Source organism: Alcanivorax sp. IL2 (assembly GCF_047495475.1).
Taxonomy (GTDB): Bacteria; Pseudomonadota; Gammaproteobacteria; order Pseudomonadales; family Alcanivoracaceae; genus Alcanivorax.
On the sequence record NZ_CP179932.1, the window covers coordinates 2,024,591 to 2,041,942 of the forward strand.

The 17,352-nt window shown below is 58.2% G+C and carries 19 protein-coding genes; 14 read left to right on the forward strand and 5 right to left on the reverse strand.

Going from position 1 to position 17,352, the window contains the following annotated elements:
* The 14 genes from ACMG4N_RS09455 to ACMG4N_RS09520 all read left to right on the forward strand — a co-directional run bounded on the left by ACMG4N_RS09455 (nt 1) and on the right by ACMG4N_RS09520 (nt 14,052).
* A complete protein-coding gene (locus ACMG4N_RS09455; RefSeq protein ID WP_414431398.1) occupies nt 1-1,284 on the forward strand; it encodes a hypothetical protein in 1,284 nt (427 codons plus the stop codon).
* A gap of 202 nt (nt 1,285-1,486) precedes the next feature.
* Nucleotides 1,487-2,122 (forward strand): TetR/AcrR family transcriptional regulator, encoded by a 636-nt coding sequence (locus ACMG4N_RS09460; RefSeq protein ID WP_297762820.1) that lies wholly within the window; start codon nt 1,487-1,489, stop codon nt 2,120-2,122.
* A 127-nt stretch (nt 2,123-2,249) separates the two neighbouring features.
* On the forward strand, nt 2,250-2,720 hold the full coding sequence (locus tag ACMG4N_RS09465) for a L,D-transpeptidase (RefSeq protein WP_297762822.1): 471 nt from the start codon (nt 2,250-2,252) through the stop codon (nt 2,718-2,720).
* Nucleotides 2,721-2,731: 11 nt separating this feature from the next.
* The gene (nagZ, locus tag ACMG4N_RS09470) at nt 2,732-3,745 is read left to right on the forward strand and encodes a beta-N-acetylhexosaminidase (protein ID WP_414431400.1); all 1,014 of its coding nucleotides are present in this window, start codon (nt 2,732-2,734) and stop codon (nt 3,743-3,745) included.
* Between the two features lie 8 nt (nt 3,746-3,753).
* Nucleotides 3,754-4,911 carry a mechanosensitive ion channel family protein gene (locus ACMG4N_RS09475; protein ID WP_414431401.1) on the forward strand — a complete coding sequence of 386 codons (1,158 nt, stop codon included), beginning with the start codon at nt 3,754-3,756 and terminating at the stop codon, nt 4,909-4,911.
* On the forward strand, nt 4,898-5,464 hold the full coding sequence (locus tag ACMG4N_RS09480) for a hypoxanthine-guanine phosphoribosyltransferase (protein WP_414431403.1): 567 nt from the start codon (nt 4,898-4,900) through the stop codon (nt 5,462-5,464). Before ACMG4N_RS09475 ends, ACMG4N_RS09480 begins: the two co-directional genes overlap by 14 nt.
* Nucleotides 5,465-5,466: 2 nt before the next feature.
* Entirely contained in the window at nt 5,467-6,207 is a 741-nt protein-coding gene (locus ACMG4N_RS09485) for an S-methyl-5'-thioinosine phosphorylase (protein WP_414431404.1), read from the forward strand.
* A gap of 48 nt (nt 6,208-6,255) precedes the next feature.
* Entirely contained in the window at nt 6,256-7,281 is a 1,026-nt protein-coding gene (locus ACMG4N_RS09490; RefSeq protein ID WP_414431406.1) for a CNNM domain-containing protein, read from the forward strand.
* Nucleotides 7,282-7,314: 33 nt separating this feature from the next.
* Nucleotides 7,315-8,283, forward strand: coding sequence for a cysteine synthase A (gene cysK / locus ACMG4N_RS09495; RefSeq protein WP_414431408.1), 969 nt, complete (start codon nt 7,315-7,317; stop codon nt 8,281-8,283).
* 152 nt (nt 8,284-8,435) lie between these two features.
* Nucleotides 8,436-8,699, forward strand: a complete 264-nt coding sequence (locus ACMG4N_RS09500) for a hypothetical protein (RefSeq protein ID WP_297762842.1) — start codon at nt 8,436-8,438, stop codon at nt 8,697-8,699.
* 122 nt (nt 8,700-8,821) lie between these two features.
* On the forward strand, nt 8,822-10,012 hold the full coding sequence (locus ACMG4N_RS09505; protein WP_414431409.1) for an NAD(P)/FAD-dependent oxidoreductase: 1,191 nt from the start codon (nt 8,822-8,824) through the stop codon (nt 10,010-10,012).
* A 161-nt stretch (nt 10,013-10,173) separates the two neighbouring features.
* The gene (locus ACMG4N_RS09510) at nt 10,174-10,557 is read left to right on the forward strand and encodes a DUF6394 family protein (RefSeq protein ID WP_035247195.1); all 384 of its coding nucleotides are present in this window, start codon (nt 10,174-10,176) and stop codon (nt 10,555-10,557) included.
* A gap of 5 nt (nt 10,558-10,562) precedes the next feature.
* Nucleotides 10,563-12,281 (forward strand): potassium channel family protein, encoded by a 1,719-nt coding sequence (locus ACMG4N_RS09515; protein WP_414431410.1) that lies wholly within the window; start codon nt 10,563-10,565, stop codon nt 12,279-12,281.
* A gap of 79 nt (nt 12,282-12,360) precedes the next feature.
* Nucleotides 12,361-14,052: an alpha/beta hydrolase gene (locus ACMG4N_RS09520; RefSeq protein WP_414431412.1), complete on the forward strand. Its 1,692-nt coding sequence runs from the start codon at nt 12,361-12,363 to the stop codon at nt 14,050-14,052.
* A 54-nt stretch (nt 14,053-14,106) separates the two neighbouring features.
* Here ACMG4N_RS09520 and ACMG4N_RS09525 read toward each other — a convergent pair whose 3' ends face one another.
* From ACMG4N_RS09525 to ACMG4N_RS09545, 5 genes are all read right to left on the reverse strand, one after another.
* Nucleotides 14,107-14,538 carry a thioesterase family protein gene (locus ACMG4N_RS09525; RefSeq protein WP_414431413.1) on the reverse strand — a complete coding sequence of 144 codons (432 nt, stop codon included), beginning with the start codon at nt 14,536-14,538 and terminating at the stop codon, nt 14,107-14,109.
* A 198-nt stretch (nt 14,539-14,736) separates the two neighbouring features.
* The gene (locus ACMG4N_RS09530; RefSeq protein ID WP_297762859.1) at nt 14,737-15,096 is read right to left on the reverse strand and encodes a hypothetical protein; all 360 of its coding nucleotides are present in this window, start codon (nt 15,094-15,096) and stop codon (nt 14,737-14,739) included.
* A gap of 41 nt (nt 15,097-15,137) precedes the next feature.
* On the reverse strand, nt 15,138-15,548 hold the full coding sequence (locus tag ACMG4N_RS09535; protein WP_414431414.1) for a roadblock/LC7 domain-containing protein: 411 nt from the start codon (nt 15,546-15,548) through the stop codon (nt 15,138-15,140).
* Nucleotides 15,545-16,096, reverse strand: coding sequence for a GTP-binding protein (locus ACMG4N_RS09540; RefSeq protein WP_414431416.1), 552 nt, complete (start codon nt 16,094-16,096; stop codon nt 15,545-15,547). The genes ACMG4N_RS09535 and ACMG4N_RS09540 overlap by 4 nt, the downstream gene beginning before the upstream one ends.
* 4 nt (nt 16,097-16,100) lie before the next feature.
* Nucleotides 16,101-17,072, reverse strand: coding sequence for a hypothetical protein (locus tag ACMG4N_RS09545; protein ID WP_289084852.1), 972 nt, complete (start codon nt 17,070-17,072; stop codon nt 16,101-16,103).
* Nucleotides 17,073-17,352 lie beyond the last annotated feature (280 nt).

Genomic DNA, 17,352 nt, shown 5'->3' on the forward strand with positions numbered 1-17,352 from the left:
ATGCTGTTGCGACAAACGCTGGTGGCACTGCTGGTGCTGCCCACCCTGGCCATCGGCTGGGAGTTTCGTGGCGAAACCGGGCTGGAGGGACGTTATTTCACCCAGGATTCCCCTTACCAGGCGGCGGACTATTCCACTAATGGCTCCGTGTATCTGAAAGGCGAGGTCTTTCACGAGTGGAACAACCGGGACGATCAGTTCATTTTTATTCCCTACGCCCGGGTTGACGAAAACGATAGCGAGCGGACCCATGTGGATATCCGTGAGCTGTCCTGGATCCACGTGGGTAGCGGCTGGGAATCCCGGGTAGGGATTCGCAGGGTGTTCTGGGGCGTCACGGAAGGGCGTCACCTGGTGGATATCATCAACCAGACCGACCTGGTGGACCAGGTGGATGGCGAGGAAAAGCTCGGCCAGCCCATGCTGAACCTGTCTACGGTACGTGACTGGGGTATTGTCGACCTGTTCGTGCTACCCGGATTTCGTGAGCGTACCTACGCCGGCGAAGAGGGCAGACCGCGTACACCGTTGCCGGTGTCCGACGATGCGCGTTACGAATCCGGCGCCGAAGACAAGCGCGTGGATGTGGGATTTCGCTACCAGCAGTATTTCAACAATGGCCTGCAGCTGGCCCTGTCACATTTCTCCGGCACCAGCCGCGAGCCATTGTTGCTTCCCGAAGCGCTTAGCCCTCAAGAGCTGCAGGCTCTGCTGCTCACCGGCAGCCTGCCTGCCGGCAGCGATCCGCAACTGGTACCGTTGTATAACGTGATTGATCAGACTGGTCTGGAGCTGCAGTACCTGAACAGCGGCTGGCTGTGGAAGCTGGAGGCCATCACTCGCTCTGGCCAAGGCGATCGCTTCAGCGCCCTGGACGGCGGCTTCGAGTATACCCAGGTGGGCGTTTTCGACAGTGCCGCGGACCTGGGCTGGTTGCTCGAATACCTGTGGGAAGACCGGGATGCGTTGCTGGCGTCGCCTTTTCAGGACGATGTACTGTTGGCGACCCGGTTCACCTTCAACGATGTGGCCTCCACGGAGATTCTCGCCGGTGTGATCTACGATCTGGAGAATGACGAGAAGGCCATCAATCTGGAATCCAGCCGCCGCTTCGGCAATAACCTCAAGGCCAGCCTGGAGGCCCGTTTTTACACCGATACCGCGAAGCCTCTCTCGGCCTCGCAGCTGTACCTGTCAGCCCTGCAGGGCAGGGCGGAAAATCCGGGCCTGAGCCCGGTCAGTCGTTCGGATTTCATCCAGGCGGAAGTGGTGTATTACTTCTAAGCTTTCCGTAGGAGCGTAGCAACGACCGCAGGTTGGCCCGAAGGTGAGCGCAGTAAATAACGTCGCTGGCGGCGCGGTAGCCTGATCTATGGAATCGCGCCGCCAGCGACGCTCCTACAGTGGGCCTATGGAATCATCCCTTGACCCCCTACAGACCCAAACGTATGTTTGAAACGTATGTTTTGAACACAGGGCAGGGCGCATGGCACAGGCGGGTACGGTAGACCGGATTCTGGATACCGCAGAGGTATTGTTTGCCCAGAAGGGCTTTGCGGAGACCAGTCTGCGTGCCATAACCAGCAAGGCCGGGGTAAACCTGGCCGCGGTGAATTACCATTTCGGTTCCAAGGAAGCGCTGATACAGGCGGTATTCGAACGCTTTCTGACGCCGTTCAGTGCGGCGCTCGGTGCTAAGCTGGATGAAATGGAAGCGACCGGCACTCCGGATACGCCGGAAAATGTGCTCGGCATCGTGTTTCGTCTGGCCCTGGGGACCCACCCGGAAGACCCCCAGCGCGCGGCCATCTTCTTTCGTCTCTCCGGGCAGGCCTACAGTCAGCCTCAGGGGCACTTGCGTGACTACCTGCACAAACACTACGGCGCTGTCTTTAAACGCCTGCAGGAGCACTTGCAGCGAGCGGTGCCGAGCGTACCGCCCATGGAGCTGTTCTGGCGTGTTCAATTCAGCCTGGGCGCCGTGATCTTTACCCTGTCCGGCATGCAGTCCCTGCAGGCCATCAGCAAGGCCGATTTCGACCTGGATGTGAGCACCGCGGATATCACCCGGCGGCTGCTGCCGTTTCTGGTCGGCGGCATCCAGGCGGATGTGCCGGAATAACCCGCTTTTCTGTAGGAGCTATGCTTGCATGGCGAACTGAGCGTAGCGAAGGTAATGTTCTAACTGGCTCATTCCTGCGGCCAAACGGTTTTTCGCCCTGCACGCATAGCGCCTACAAAAGGATGGTATGGAACTGATCATCAACCTCTCTGAACAATGGCTGGAACTGCGCGGTGAGCGCACCGAGCGTTTTCCCGTGTCCACTGCCCGCAATGGGGCAGGACAGGCCATGGGCAGCGAAGCCACACCGCTGGGTCAGCATCTGGTGCGGGCCCGTTTCGGTGAGGGTCTGCCGGAAGGTGCGGTGTTCAGCGGGCGCAAATTCGCCGGCGAAATCTGCGATACTGCCAAAGTCCGTGAGCATCCCCAGCGCGATTGGGTGCTCACCCGTATTCTCTGGCTGGGGGGCATGGAACCCGGTCACAATCTGGGTGGTGACGTGGATAGTTTCCGGCGCTTTATTTATATTCACGGCACACCGGACAGTGAGCCCATGGGCACGCCTGCATCCCATGGCTGCATACGCATGCGCAATGCGGATATGATTCGCGTCTTCGATCAGGTGCCAGTGGGCGCCGCTGTCACCATTACCGAATAATCAGGATTGCCATGCCATCCGTTTCCCCCCTGTTGATGCTTGATCTGGAAGGCCTCCAGGTCAGCGATGTGGAGAAAGACTTGCTCAGTCACCCAGGTACCGGTGGGCTGATTCTCTTTACCCGTAACTATCAGGATCGGCAGCAGCTCGCTGAGCTGATTCGCCAGATTCGCGCGGTGCGCCCGGAGATACTGATCGCCGTGGACCAGGAAGGGGGGCGCGTACAGCGTTTCCGTGAAGGTTTCGTGCGCCTGCCGCCGATGGCCGCCCTGGGCAGTCGCTACGACCAGGCCTCGCAGCTTGCGATGGCGGAAGCCTCGCTTCTCGGTGAGCTGATGGCCTCGGAGCTCACCGAGCTGGATATCGATCTCAGCTTTGCGCCGGTGCTGGATCTGGACTACGGCACCAGCACGGTAATCGGTGACCGCAGCTTTCATGGCGATGCGGATGCCATGATCGCCCTGGCCAGTGCCTTTATCGACGGGATGAGCGCCGCCGGCATGGCTGCCACCGGCAAGCACTTTCCCGGCCATGGCCACGTGGTCGCCGACTCCCACCTGGAGTTGCCGGTGGACCCGCGCCCGCTGGCCGAGATTGAAGCGGCAGACCTGCGCCCCTTTGTGGCGCTGGCACAGAAGCTGGATGGCATCATGCCCGCCCATGTGATCTATAGTGCGGTGGAAAACCAGACCGCCGGGTTTTCCCGCTACTGGCTACAGACCCGCTTGCGCGAGCAAATGGGCTTTCGCGGCGTGATCTTCTCTGATGACCTGTCCATGGCCGGGGCCCACGGCGTGGGCGGTTATCCGGAGCGGGCCATGGCGGCGCTGGATGCCGGGTGCGACATGGTGCTGGCCTGCAATAACCGGCCAGGGGCAGAACAGGTGCTGGATTTCCTCGCCGCGACGCCTTTCAGCGGCCAGGTACCGGCCAGTGGCCTGCGTGCCCGCCCACGCCGCCCCATGGAAACCACCAAACGACACGCTGCCACGGAGTTGGCGGCGGCATTGACTGAACCTCGCTAAGGACTCACATGAACTGGGATTGGAATCAACTGCTGCAATGGCCGAACGTGGAGACCCCCACGGATATCTGGCTGACTCAATTGTTCATCATCGTGCTATGTACGGTGTCGGTGAATTTTATCCTGATGCGCGTCATTGATGTGCTTGACCGGTTGATCAACAAGACGGAAACCCTGTGGGACGATGCTCTGCTGGAAGCGGCGCGGATTCCCCTGCGATTGGTGTTCTGGGTAATCGGTTTGTCGATCTCCGTGGAGCTGTTGCAGGCAGTGACCGAGCAAGCCAATGAATTGTTCGATCTGGCTCCCAAGGTGCGGCAGATTGCCTTCATCATCATCATTGCCATGTTCCTCAACCGGTTTATCTCCTACACGGAGAAAAACCTGATCGACCCATCGCGCATGCGCAAACCCATGGATCAGTCCACGGCGGCGGCGATCGCCAAGTTGCTGCGAGTGTCGGTGATCATCACCTCCTTGCTGATCATTCTGCAGACCATGGGCTACAGCGTGTCGGGGGTGCTTGCCTTTGGCGGTATCGGTGGCATGGCGGTGGCCTTTGCCGCCAAGGATCTGCTCGCCAACTTTTTCGGCGGCATGATGGTCTACCTGGACAAGCCGTTCCGCATCGGAGACTGGGTGCGCTCACCAGACCGTTCTATCGAAGGTACCGTGGAGCACATCGGCTGGCGGCTGACCTGTATCCGCACCTTCGATCAGCGTCCGTTGTATATCCCCAATGCCATGTTCACCACGGTGGTACTGGAAAACCCGTCACGCATGTTTAACCGTCGTATCAACGAGAAGATCGGTATCCGCTATGACGACTGGCAGAAAATGCCGGGCATCGTCGCCGATGTGAAACAGATGCTGATCGACCACGAAGAGCTGGAAACCGACAGCCGTACCCTGATCGTCAACTTCGACAGCTATGGCGCGTCGCACCTGGAGTTCTTTATCTATACCTTCACCAAGACCACTCAGTGGGTGCGTTACCATGAGATCAAGCAGGATGTGCTGATGAAGATCATGGCCATCGTCAACGAGCACGGGGCGGAGTTTGCCTTCCCCACTCGCACCCTGCATCTTGTCAGCCACAACGACGATCACCCCGCCACGGGCCTGGAAAACGACAACACTGAGGACGCACAGCATGTCCATCGCTGAGGAACTGCAACAGGAACTGATGCGGGTGCGCCGCGAGGCCATCGAGCTGCATTCTGCTGACCAGGTTCAGGAAGCCATCGCCAAGCTGGCCTTCGCGGTAACCGACGCCTACTCAGGCAAGGTGCCGGTGATGCTGACCATCATGAACGGAGGAATGATCTTCGCTGCCGAGCTGGTCAAGCGCCTGGATATTCCGCTGGAGATGGATTACCTGCACGCCAGCCGTTATCTGGGGGAAACCACGGGGGGGGATGTGGAATGGATTGTCACCCCCAATGCCAGCCTGGCCGGGCGAGATGTGCTGATTGTTGATGACATTCTTGATGTGGGTACCACCTTGCTGTCCATCATTGACGCCTGCAAGGCTCAGGGTGCGGCCTCGGTGAAGACCTGTGTGCTGGTGGACAAACAGCATGACCGCAAGGCAAAGCCGGGCCTGAAAGCCGACTTCACGGCACTGGACGCGGCGGATCATTATCTTTTCGGCATGGGCATGGACTACAAGGGTTTCTGGCGTAATGCGCCGGGGATCTACGCGGTAAAGGAACACTGAGTATGTTGGCGTTTATTGGCGGCACGGGTCTGACGCGCATGGATAATCTGCGCATTATCCGCAGACAGGCGATTTCCACCCGCTTCGGCGATCCGTCCGCTGCGGTGGTGGAGGGGGAGCTGGATGGCCAGAATGTGCTGTTCCTGGCCCGCCATGGGGACCCCCATGTACTGCTGCCTCATCAGGTGAACTACCGGGCTAATCTGGTGGCTCTCAAAGAGGCGGGGGCCTCCGCCATTGTGGCGGTGAACGCGGTAGGCGGCATCACTGCCCAGGCTCCCACCGGCGCCCTGGTGTTGCCAGACCAGATTATCGACTACACCTGGGGCCGGGAGATGACCCTGTTCGATGACCCGGCGGAGCCGTTGGTGCATGTGGATTTCAGCTGGCCGTTCGATAGCGCCCTGCGCAATGGCCTGAAGGAAAAATTGGCTGAGTCGGAGCTGAAGTGGAACGACGGCGGCTGCTATGCGGCCACCCAGGGGCCACGACTGGAAACCGCCGCCGAAATCCTTCGCCTGGAGCGTGACGGCTGCGACATCGTCGGTATGACCGGCATGCCCGAGGCGGTGCTGGCCAGGGAGCTGGCATTGCCCTATGCCATGCTGTCGCTGGTGGTGAATCCGGCAGCGGGCAAATCCAGCCATGAGATCACCATGGCGGAAATCGAAGCGGTGATTCACGATGGCATGGCCAATGTGTGCCGGGTGCTGGCGGATTTTGCCGGTAGCTACACAGCCTGATTATAACGGCCGCTGATTGCCAGCGGCTCTCGGAAGGAGCTTCGCACAGTGACCCTGCTGATCATCTTCGCCGCCGTCTCCATCGGCTTCTCCTTTCTCTGCTCGATTCTGGAAGCGGCGTTATTGTCGATTACCCCGAGCTTCATCGCCGGGCTGCGGGAAACCCGGCCCAAGCTCTACGAGACACTGCGCTCCTACAAGGACGATATCGACAAACCCTTGTCTGCGATTCTCACCCTCAATACGGTGGCCCATACCGTCGGTGCCACCGGGGTCGGCGCCCAGGTGGCAGTGGTGTTTGGCGAAGCCTGGCTGGGCGCGGCCTCTGCGGTGATGACCCTGGCCATTCTGGTGTTGTCGGAAATTATCCCCAAGACCATCGGTGCCAAATACTGGCGCGCCCTGGCGCCTATGCTGCCGCCGGTTCTCCAGTTCATCATGATTGCCCTGATGCCCTTTGTGTGGCTGTCCAAGCTGATTACCAGCCGCATTGGGGGTGGCGAGCACGATGTGGAAGTGCGCGCGGAAATCCGCGCCCTGGCCGACATGGGCAAGGATCAGGATGCCCTGGACGACAACGAATTCCAGGTGATCCAGAACGTCCTGCGCCTGCACGACATCAAGGTCGGCACTATCATGACCCCGCGTACGGTTTGTCGAACGGTGACCCCGGAGATGACCGTGGCCGAGTTCCTGGAAAAAGAGAAAGACCAGCCTTTTTCCCGTTTTCCGGTGATGACGGAGGAAGGCGAGGGCAAAGGTTATATCCACAAATCCGACCTGCTGGGCTGCGACCCGGAGCAGACCATGAGCGTGCTGGCCCATGAAGTGCCGCTGGTCCATACGGGTATGGGGATCGACAAGCTGTTCCACGCCATGTTGGCCCAGCGCCAGCACATGGCAGTGGTCTATGACGAGCACGGCACCTGGGTAGGGCTGATCACGTTGGAAGATATCCTGGAAAGTATTCTCGGCCGTGAGATCATGGACGAAACCGATCACGTGGCAGACCTGCGGCTCTATGCCCGCCAGCGCTGGAGCCGGCGGTTGAAAAAGCAGGAAAAGCCGCAATAGGAAGCAGTATCAGCCGATTCAGGAGAGGCAACCATGACCGAAATCTACAAGGACAACAGCGAAACCATTGGCAAGACGCCGCTGGTGCGAATCAACCGCATCAGCCAGGGCAAGATTCTCGCCAAGCTGGAATCACGCAACCCGGCAGGCAGCGTAAAGTGCCGTATCGGTTCCTCCATGATTTGGGATGCGGAAAAAAGCGGCAAGCTCAAACCCGGCATGACTCTGGTAGAACCCACCAGCGGCAATACCGGCATCGCCCTGGCCTATGTAGCGGCGGCGCGGGGGTACGACCTGACCCTGACCATGCCCGATACCATGAGCCTGGAGCGCCGTAAAATTCTCAAGGCTCTGGGCGCCAAGCTGGTGCTGACACCCGGCGCCAAAGGCATGCCCGGTGCCATCGCCAAAGCCGAGGAACTGGTCAGCGACAATCCGGAAAAATTCCTGATGCTGCAGCAGTTCAACAACCCGGCCAACCCGGAAATCCACGAGAAAACCACTGGCCCGGAAATCTGGGACGCCACCGGCGGCGATATCGACGTGCTGGTCAGTGGCGTGGGTACCGGTGGCACCATCACCGGGGTATCGCGCTACATCAAGAACCAGAAAGGCAAGGCCATTACCTCCATTGCGGTGGAGCCGGACTCCTCCACCATGATCACTGCTGCACTGAAAGGCGAAGAACCCACCCACGGCCCCCACAAGATTCAGGGCATCGGTGCCGGCTTTGTGCCGAAGAACCTGGATCTGTCGGTGGTGGATCGCTGTGAGCAAGTGAGCAACGAAGACGCCATGGAGTGGGCCCACAAACTAATGCAGGAAGAGGGCATCCTTGCCGGTATTTCCTGCGGCGCAGCCATGTGCGTAGCGGACCGTATCAGCCAGTTGCCGGAATTCGCCGGCAAGACCATTGTGGTGGTGCTGCCTGACTCCGGCGAACGCTACCTTACCTCCCCGTTGTTCGCGGATATGTTCAGTGATCAGGAGCTGAATCAGTAGGCCCGGCCTGCGGGCGATCTTCACCCTGCGATGGTGGCCAGCCGCAACGCTAGCGGGCTTTGCCCGCTGGCGCTGTACAGCGCCGCCCCTGTGCCGTATAAATGCAAATTATTGAGTTAAGAAAACCGCTGGCAAAGCGGTCTGGGGGAAGCATGAAAGCACCAATGTTGTTGCTGGCCGGTCTGGTTTCACTGGCCGGTTGCTATGGAGACAGTAGTGATGTGAGCCGTAGCGGTGAGGTGGAAAACCGCCCGCCACTGGGCCAGCAACAGCCAGCCGCCCGGCTGGTACCCGCCGATCAACAGATGGCCAGTGGCCGCTATCGCACTGATATCCAGGTTGCCAACGGCGCCCAGCCGGTACCCTCGAGCAGTGAAAATTACACCACCACTGCGGAAGTCTCCGTCATCCGCTAATCACTAAGCCCGAATCCCCCACGCTCTGCGGGGGATTAGCCGTCGGCGACATTCACCGTTCAACTGCGATGGCCTCAGCCTCTGATCCCCGCTATCCTTGCGGCCGGTAACCGGAGGGCCCCATGGCAGTCAGTACAGAAGTGGATATCGTCGTTATCGGCGCCGGCGCGGCTGGACTGATGTGTGCCGCCACGGCCGCCTATCAGGGTCATCGGGTGTTGCTGCTGGACCACGCCAACAAGGCGGGCAAGAAGATCCTCATGTCCGGCGGCGGTCGCTGCAACTTCACCAACCTGAACACCACCCCGGAACATTTCGTTTCCGCCAACCCGCATTTCTGCAAATCCGCCCTCAAGCGCTATAGCCCCTGGCACTTTGTGGAGCTGGTGGAGCGCCACGGCATCGACCATGTGGAAAAAGCACCTGGGCAGCTGTTCTGTGCGGAATCCTCCAAGGAAATACTTGGTATCCTGCTCACCGAATGTGACTGGGCCGGGGCGGACATTTCCCTGAAGACCGAGATTCGCCGGGTGGAGCGGGCAGGGCAGGGCTTTGTGCTTACTACCTCTTCGGGCGTCATCCGTTGCGCGAAACTGGTGGTGGCCTGCGGCGGCCTGTCGATTCCCACCATGGGTGCCACCGGCTTCGGTTATCAGCTTGCCGAGCAGTTCGGGCTCAATGTGCTGCCCACCCGTGCCGGGCTGGTGCCGTTTACCCTGCAACCGGATGACAAGGCCTGGTTGTCTGCCTTGTCCGGCATCAGCACCGAAGTAGTGGCGGAGGCCGGCGACGCCCGCTTTGCCGAGCCCATGCTGATCACTCACCGGGGCCTGTCCGGCCCGGCCATGTTGCAAGTCTCCAGCTTCTGGGCACCGGGCCAACCGGTGACCGTAGACTGGCTGCCCGCCGTGGCCGATCCTTTCGCCGAGCTGGTGGCCGAGCGCAACCAGCATCCGAATCGCGGCCTGGAACGCTGGCTGCGGCAGTATTTTTCCCAGCGGCTGGCCGGGGCACTGGTAGAGCGATTCGGCTGGCAGGGCAACTTGCAGCAGTTCAGCAACGAGCGCCTGGCCAATGTAGCGGCCACCCTCAAGGGCTGGCAGTTCAAACCCTCCGGCACTGAAGGCTACCGCACCGCCGAAGTGACCCTTGGCGGCGTCGACACCGACGCTATCTCTTCCAAGACCTTCGAAGTCAATACCGTCCCCGGCCTGCACTTCATCGGCGAAGTCCTGGACGTCACCGGTCAGCTTGGCGGCTTCAACTTCCAGTGGGCCTGGGCCAGCGGCTGGTGCACGGGCTTGGCGTTGTAGTGTCATTTTCAAAGACATAGGTTTGCCACTGAGGGTAAGCCGTTTTTCTCGGTGGACTCGGTGCCCTCTGTGGTGGATTCATCCTTGGGCACGCCTGTAGCCCACCAGTCCATTCCCTGCCACAATGATCGCCAACACCTCGGGCAAAACAAGGATGCACGATGAACCTCGAGAAGGTGGTTTTTGGTTTTTTCATTCTGCTTGCGCTGACGCTTAACTTCGGATTCTTCTACGGGGAGATTGATAACCCGCAACACCATGACGTCTATGAGTTGTTTGCGGCACTGGTGGTCAGCCTGATAGCGACTGTGCTCAAGTTCGGCGAACGCACGCAGATTGGTGCTGTGTTGTTGGCTTCCTCCCTGGTGGCAGATCTGCAGTTAATCGTGGCCGCCATCGTTTGGGCGGTAGCGGTGCATGTGCTTGAAGTCGGGCTGACGCCGGCGGTAATGGCGTCCATTGTGTCCCTGTCAGGTGGTGCTCTGCTGGCCAACCTGGTATCCGCCGTGCTGTTGACGGTGGAAACCATCACCCTGCAGCGATAACAGCCATGCCTTCTGTCGTTCCCATGATCCTGCGGCGCATGCGTGTGCCGCTGGTGGTGCTGATTGTGGCTTACAGTATCGCCACCGTGGGTTTCACCCTGATCCCCGGCGTTGATGATCAGGGTAATCCCTGGCGGATGAGTTTTTTCGAAGCCTTCTACGTGGTCAGCTACACCGGTAGCACCATTGGCTTTGGCGAAGTGCCCTACGATTTCTCCGGCGGTCAGCGTATGTGGACCATGGTCAGCATTTACCTGACCGTGTTCTCCTGGCTGTATTCCGTGGGCATTATCATTTCCCTGCTACAGGACAAGAGTTTTCGTCAGGAGCTGAGTCGGGTGCAACTGCAACGCAGTCTGCGGCGGTTCCGTGAACCCTTCTATGTGATTTGCGGTTATGGCGATACTGGCAAGTTGCTGACCCGCTCTCTGCTCAGCCGTGGCATGCGGGTTGTCATTGTGGACAAGGACCCGGAAGCCATCGATTCCCTGCGCGTCAAGGATCAGGGGCTGTATGTGCCAGGCTTTACCGTGGATGCAGAGATTCCCGGGAATCTGGTCAAGGCCGGGCTCAAGCACCCGCTGTGTCGCGGTGTGCTGGCGGTGACCGACAACAATCACACCAATTTGAAAATTGCCACCACGGTGAAGCTGCTCAACAAGCACAGCCAGGTGTTCTGCCGGGCGGGCAGCGAAGAAAACGCCAACAACATGCTGTCCTTTGGCACCGACCTGGTGGTTAATCCCTATCAGGATTTTGCCCGGCGGCTGTTGCTGGGTATTCGCCAGCCGGATACTCACCGGGTGTACGACTGGCTTACCTCTCTGCCCGACGCCGCCTTGCCTGAGAGGCCCATGCCTCCCCAGGGCCGCTGGATCCTTTGTGGTTTTGGTCCCTTCGGTCGCGCCGTCTACGAAGCGCTCAGCAAGGAGGCAGGTATTGAACTGGTGGTGGTCACCCCGCATCCGCATCAGCCGGATGTGCCTGCGGGCAGCGTGGAAGGCAAAGGCACCGAGGCTGTGACCCTGCGCGAAGCGGGCATCGACAAGGCCGTCGCCCTGGTGGTGGCAACGCCTGACGACGCCGATAACCTGTCAGTGATGATGACCGCTCGTGAGCTGAACAGCAGTATCTACATGGTGGCACTGCAAAACCGCCTGCATAACCGTCTGTTGTTCCAGGCAGTCAATCCGGAATTGCCGGTGCAGACCAGCTTTCTGGTGGCCAGTCGTTTTCTTTCGGTTCTCAATGCGCCTCTGCTGAAAGAGTTTCTGCGGGAAGCGGAACAGCAGGGCAATGGGTGGAATGAGCAACTGCTGGAGCGTATGGCCGGTATCACGACTACGATCACCCCGGAAAGCTGGCACGTGCAGATAGGCGATGAAGAGACCCCCGCAGTGACCCTGGCTCTGCGTCTGGGGGAGCCGGTTACCCTGGGCAATCTGTGTCGTAGCCCCCGGCATCGGCTCACTTGTCTTGATGCGATTCCCCTGATGCTGCGTCGCAATGGCCGCAATACTCTCCTGCCCGATGAAAAGGAAAAGCTGGAGCCCGGTGACCGCTTGCTGTTTTGCGGCACGGACAAGGCCAATAATCAGATGCAATGGAGCCTGCGCCATCTTAACGCCTTGCGTTACGTACAGACGGGCCATCAGCGGCCGGATGGTCTGGTCTGGCGCTGGCTGGCCAAACGCCGGGCTGCACCGGCGGACGTGCGGGAATAGTCGCTAGTCGTCGCTTGCCTGCTTGCCGTGGTTCCCGGCACTTCCTATGATCGGTACTGCTGACTATGGGCGAGGCTGAGTGGAAGACGACAACAATAACGATGCGCTGATCGGTAAAATCTACGAAACAGCGCTGTCCCCCGGCGACTGGGTCGAGTTGCTGGATACCATCGCCGGCTGGACCGATAACCGCCCGCAGCCCGGCCACACTGGCACGGCGCTGGAACCCCGACAATCCTCCAATGATGTGGATCAACTGATCGCCCACCTGGAGCGAGCGGTGCGCAGCAGTGCCTACATGCATGCCCTGGAAGATCGCACCCAGGTGCTTAATGCCATGTATAACCAGATGCCCTGGCCCATGCTGATGCTGGACGACAGCATGCAGGTACTGGAATGCAATCCGGTGGCCAGACAGGTGCTGGCGGATGGCCCGGTGCAGCTGCGCGAGGATGGCACTCTGTTGTTTGCCGACCGGGAGCTGAAACAGGCCCTCGATCGCATCAACCGGTTGGCTGAGGGTCGCGAAACCCAGCTCATCAGTTCTCCCCAGGACGGGGTGTCCCTGTTATGTCTGCCGGTGCAGAAATCTGATGCACCGGGCAACATTGCCCAGCTGCGCACCATCGTCTGGGTGCTGGCCGGGCACAGCGTGGTGACACCATCCCCGGAGATGCTTCGCTCCCTGTTCAATATCAGCCAGGCGGAATCCCGTCTGCTGCACTTGCTGTGCAAGATCGGCAATCTGAGCCAGAGCGCCAAGCTGTTGAATGTCAGTATTCACACGGCCCGCACCCAGCTCAAATCCACCATGGCCAAACTCAATGCCAACAGTCAGGTACAGCTGGTCAGCCACGCCATGGGGCATGCCCTGGTGCAGGCGGCAAAACTCCCGCAGATCCAGCAGGATCGGGAATACACCCTGAGCCTGCCGGACCGGCGCGTGCTGAGCTGGTACGAATATGGTGACCCGCACGGCCGCCCGGTACTGACGCTGGATAACCTGGGGGCGGCGCTGCCGGATCACAGTTATTTTGATGACTGGTATCGCGAGAAAGGCCTGCGCGTGATCATGATTGTGCGCCCCGGCTACGGCATATCCACCTACAAGGCGGACATGGAGTTCCGGGATTTCGGGCCGGATATTCTGGCGTTATGTGAGCATCTTGAGTTGCATCGTCCGCCCATGGCCGCCTTTTGTGGGGGTGGGCCCTATGCACTGTGTGCGGCAGCCCTTTACCCGGACATCTTCGATCGACTCGGACTGTTGGCCAGTACTGTCCCCATTGAGCACTTCGAACTGGACAAGCTGGACCCGCTACACAACATGTTTTTGCGTCTGTTTCGGCGTGACCCCCGCTTGTTCGTGCTGGTAGGGCGATTAGGCATCCGGGGGGTACAGAAGGCGCCGGAGAAGTTCTTCGCCATGATCGCCAAAGGATTGTGCGATCAGGACAAAGCTGTGCTGGCTAACCCGGATCTGCTGCAGCGAACCATCAAATGTATGCGTCGCAGTCACTTCCAGGGCGCGCGCATCATGATTGATGAGTATCTGCGCATGCAGCATCCCTGGCAGGTGGATTTGAGCAAGATCACCATGCCGGTCATGCAGTGGCACGGCGAAGACGACCGGATTATTTCCATCGGTAGCGCTCGTGGCCTGGCGGGGGATTTACCCGGGGTGCGGTTACGCAGCTTTCCGGGCCTTGGGCGTTTTATGGTCTACCCGATGTGGAAGGACTTTCTGACCGAGTTGTTGGACTTGCCCTGAGCAGCAAGCTCATCGCATTGGTTAGTGCGGTTTGCTGGCCCGGTGTTAGCGGACTCAGTCCAGGTCGGCAAACTGTTCCCGGAACGCAGCCGGCACCGGCATGACTCCGTGCTTTTGATGATCAAAAAACACAAAACCCTGTTTGGCCAGCACCACCAGCCGTCCGGAAGGTTGTTTGGTGACCCGGAAAATCAGATCTGCTCCGTACTTGTTGAAGTCCATTAACCCAACCTCGAACTGAAGATCATCCTGGGCGAAACTTTCTGCCTGGTAGGTGGCCACGAGATCAGTCACCACAATGCTCTGCTTGTCGGTATCGAACTGGTCGAAACCGATGTGGCAGAAAAATCGGTAACGGGCTTCTGAGAGCAGGGAGATCATCTGGTCGTTGCCCACATGCTTACCGGTATTCAGGTCGGTCATGCGCACATTGATGGTGTGTGTGTAGAGGAATTGCTCAGGCAGATCGAGTGTAACGCGGGCCATGCTGCAGTCTCCAGCGGGGAAGGGAGAGGAGTGTGGCAAGGTCTATCGGGTTTAGTGAAACAGGATTATGTATTGGGCGGTGTGAGATATTCTGGCAAAACTTGCATCGGCCCAGGACGTCGTCTGAGGGCATCGTGCCATGGAAAAACGTAGGGTATGGAGCAGCAATGGTGCTGCTCCATACCCACGACGTGATGGTTAAACGCTCAGGTCAGCTTCAACCGATTGGCAATTGCGCCGTGCCAGCGCCAGATTGGATTTTCCCTTGTCCAGCACCAGGTACATGAACAGACCTTCATTTTTCGCCACTGGGCGGATGATGTGATACTGGGTTCCCAGTGTGATCAGAATATCCTCGATGGTGTCTTTGAGTCCCAGTGATTTCATGGTTTTAAGCTTGGCACGAACCACTTCGGTGTTGCCGGCGGCGGCCAATTCAAGATCCAGTCCGGTCCCATCCTGACCCAACACCATGCCACTGTTTGAATCAACAATAGCGGCACACATTGCACCATCGGATTCCAACAGGGTTTTCAGACTCTCAGTAACGTTGCCCATAACTTACTCCTATTATTTTATATTTTCCCTAAAGAGGGGAACTAACTGGCTGCTTTTAGTGATTCCGATAGAGCTGCACAACAGTTTTTGGCGCCCCAGATCAGTTGTCCGAGCTTGGAGGCGTCATTGGCGACTACGGCCAATGCCAGGGGAGGTGAGCTGTTGGGCACTTTCATCACGGCCACAACGCCCTCCTCGGATTCCACAATCATGCGGCTGCATTCAGAAATGCCCGCTTCTTTTGCTATTGCCGAGCTGATTGCTGCAAGAGAACTACCCATTGCGGCAAGCCGGCTGGCTTTCCCTTTATCGTTTTCCAACGTGGCTATTTCAAAGCCATCACTGCTCAGTAGCACAGCAGAGGTGATCCCCGGGGTGGAGTCCTGCAGGATGTGAAGCTGTTTCTGCGCCATTGCCACGGCAGAATCGCTAAGAGGGTTCCTGTCTTTCATACTTGCATCAGTTCCATTTCGTTGGCTTCGATCTGACAGAGGAGGGTTTCAACCAGAAGCAGAACGTCTTCACACTCTCTGACGTCTACGGAAATCACTGGTACAAACAGATGTTTGGCTGCCAGTTTTTCCGTAACCCGGTCGATACGCGCGAAGTCATCGCTGGAAATCCGGCCGATACCAATAACCAGAGGTGTTTCCCCATTGTTGGAAAAGGCGTTGGTATAAAGATCCAGATGAGCTTCCATATCCGGGTGTTCGCCATTCAGCAAGAGAATGACACCTGCGGCGTTGTTGGCGAGGATCGGCCACATGAACTGAAAACGTTCTTGCCCGGGTGTGCCGTAAAGGCGCACGCCACTACCGTCAGGCAGACTGATATAACCGTAATCCAGACCGGCGGTAGTCATTTCCTTGTTGCACTGCTCTAAATCAGTGTTAACCACATCTGTGGATACACATACCTGATCACTGAGTTGAGTGATTGCCGTAGTCTTACCGGCGCCCATCGGGCCGGTGAAAAGGATTTTGAATTCGTTGCTTGTCATTATTTCAGCTCAATCCCAGACGTGTTCTCAGGCCTTTGATCATCCCTCCGAGGCGATGGTGCTCCGCGCCGGCTTGTATTGATGGGGCTATCGCAGAGGGGGCTCTCACCTGACTCACCAATAACCCGCTAATTTCACAAGCATTGATGAAGTGATAAAGCGCTTTGTCATCACAATGTGAAAGTGTTTTTAGCTCTGAAAGTGTCAGTGCACGGCGGGTCATCAGCGCACATAAGGAGAGCAATTGCCGGGATTTGTTCAACGCTGCAGCACTGGGCCAACGGCTCAATTTGAAATGGCTGTCTTCATCCAGCCAGGGCAACAGGGCATTGCAATGGTTGGCACCGGTTAGCCAGGCGAGCTCAAACAATGGCCGAGGCACCATGCCCTCGGAAACTGGTTCGCTGCTGGGGCTTAACGGGCTAAAAGACACCGGGCCCGCGGACAGGGCGTGTAGCAATGCCGGCCGTGCGTAAAATCGGTGGCTTGCGGGTTTTACCAGCAAAAGGCCTTCCGGACTTTGGCTGCTGTACAGTTCAGTCGATCCCTTGTTATTGATGACCCGGTATAAACTGGCACAAAAATCAACGGTAGGTAGTGATGAGTTGCCTTCTGATTCAGACACTTCACGATTATGCTCAGCATGATTGGATGACGTATCCAAAGACCGCAGTACCTCATCCAGCACATCGAGCAGCTGCATGACTCGAAATGGGTGTGGCAGCGCAAAAGCGGATGCTGGTTTTTCCTCAGAGCTGGGGTAAATCACGATACACGGTTTTTGGCTCAGGTCGTCCTGGCTGGTTTGTGCCTCTTGCAGGCTGGAAACCATGAGGACATCCGCCATCGCGGGTGTTGCCTGGCTCCAGTGTACTGAGGAACGGCCATCAATGATTTTCAGCATGGAAAGACAGGCACTGACCGTGTCATCTCCCAATCCGATAAATCCAAGACGCTGTGTTTGCATTTGTGCCATCCGAGATCCGGTAGTACCGGTTACAGCAATAAAGGCGAAAACTGCTGATCGCCATCAGTTAGTGATCTATGTCTCAATTATTAGTAGCGGGGCGCCCAGCAGGGCAAAGGGATCGCGACAGGCGGAGACTTTCAAGGGATGAGTTGATGTTGCGATCACGTCCTGTTGACCGGCTTTGTTGGCGGTTTTCTGAAGCGAACGAACGATTTGTTTCTAACAGACTGATTGATAAGGTAAATACTGTTATTTGAAAAAATAAGTGACGCTGGTTGTGAGGTCA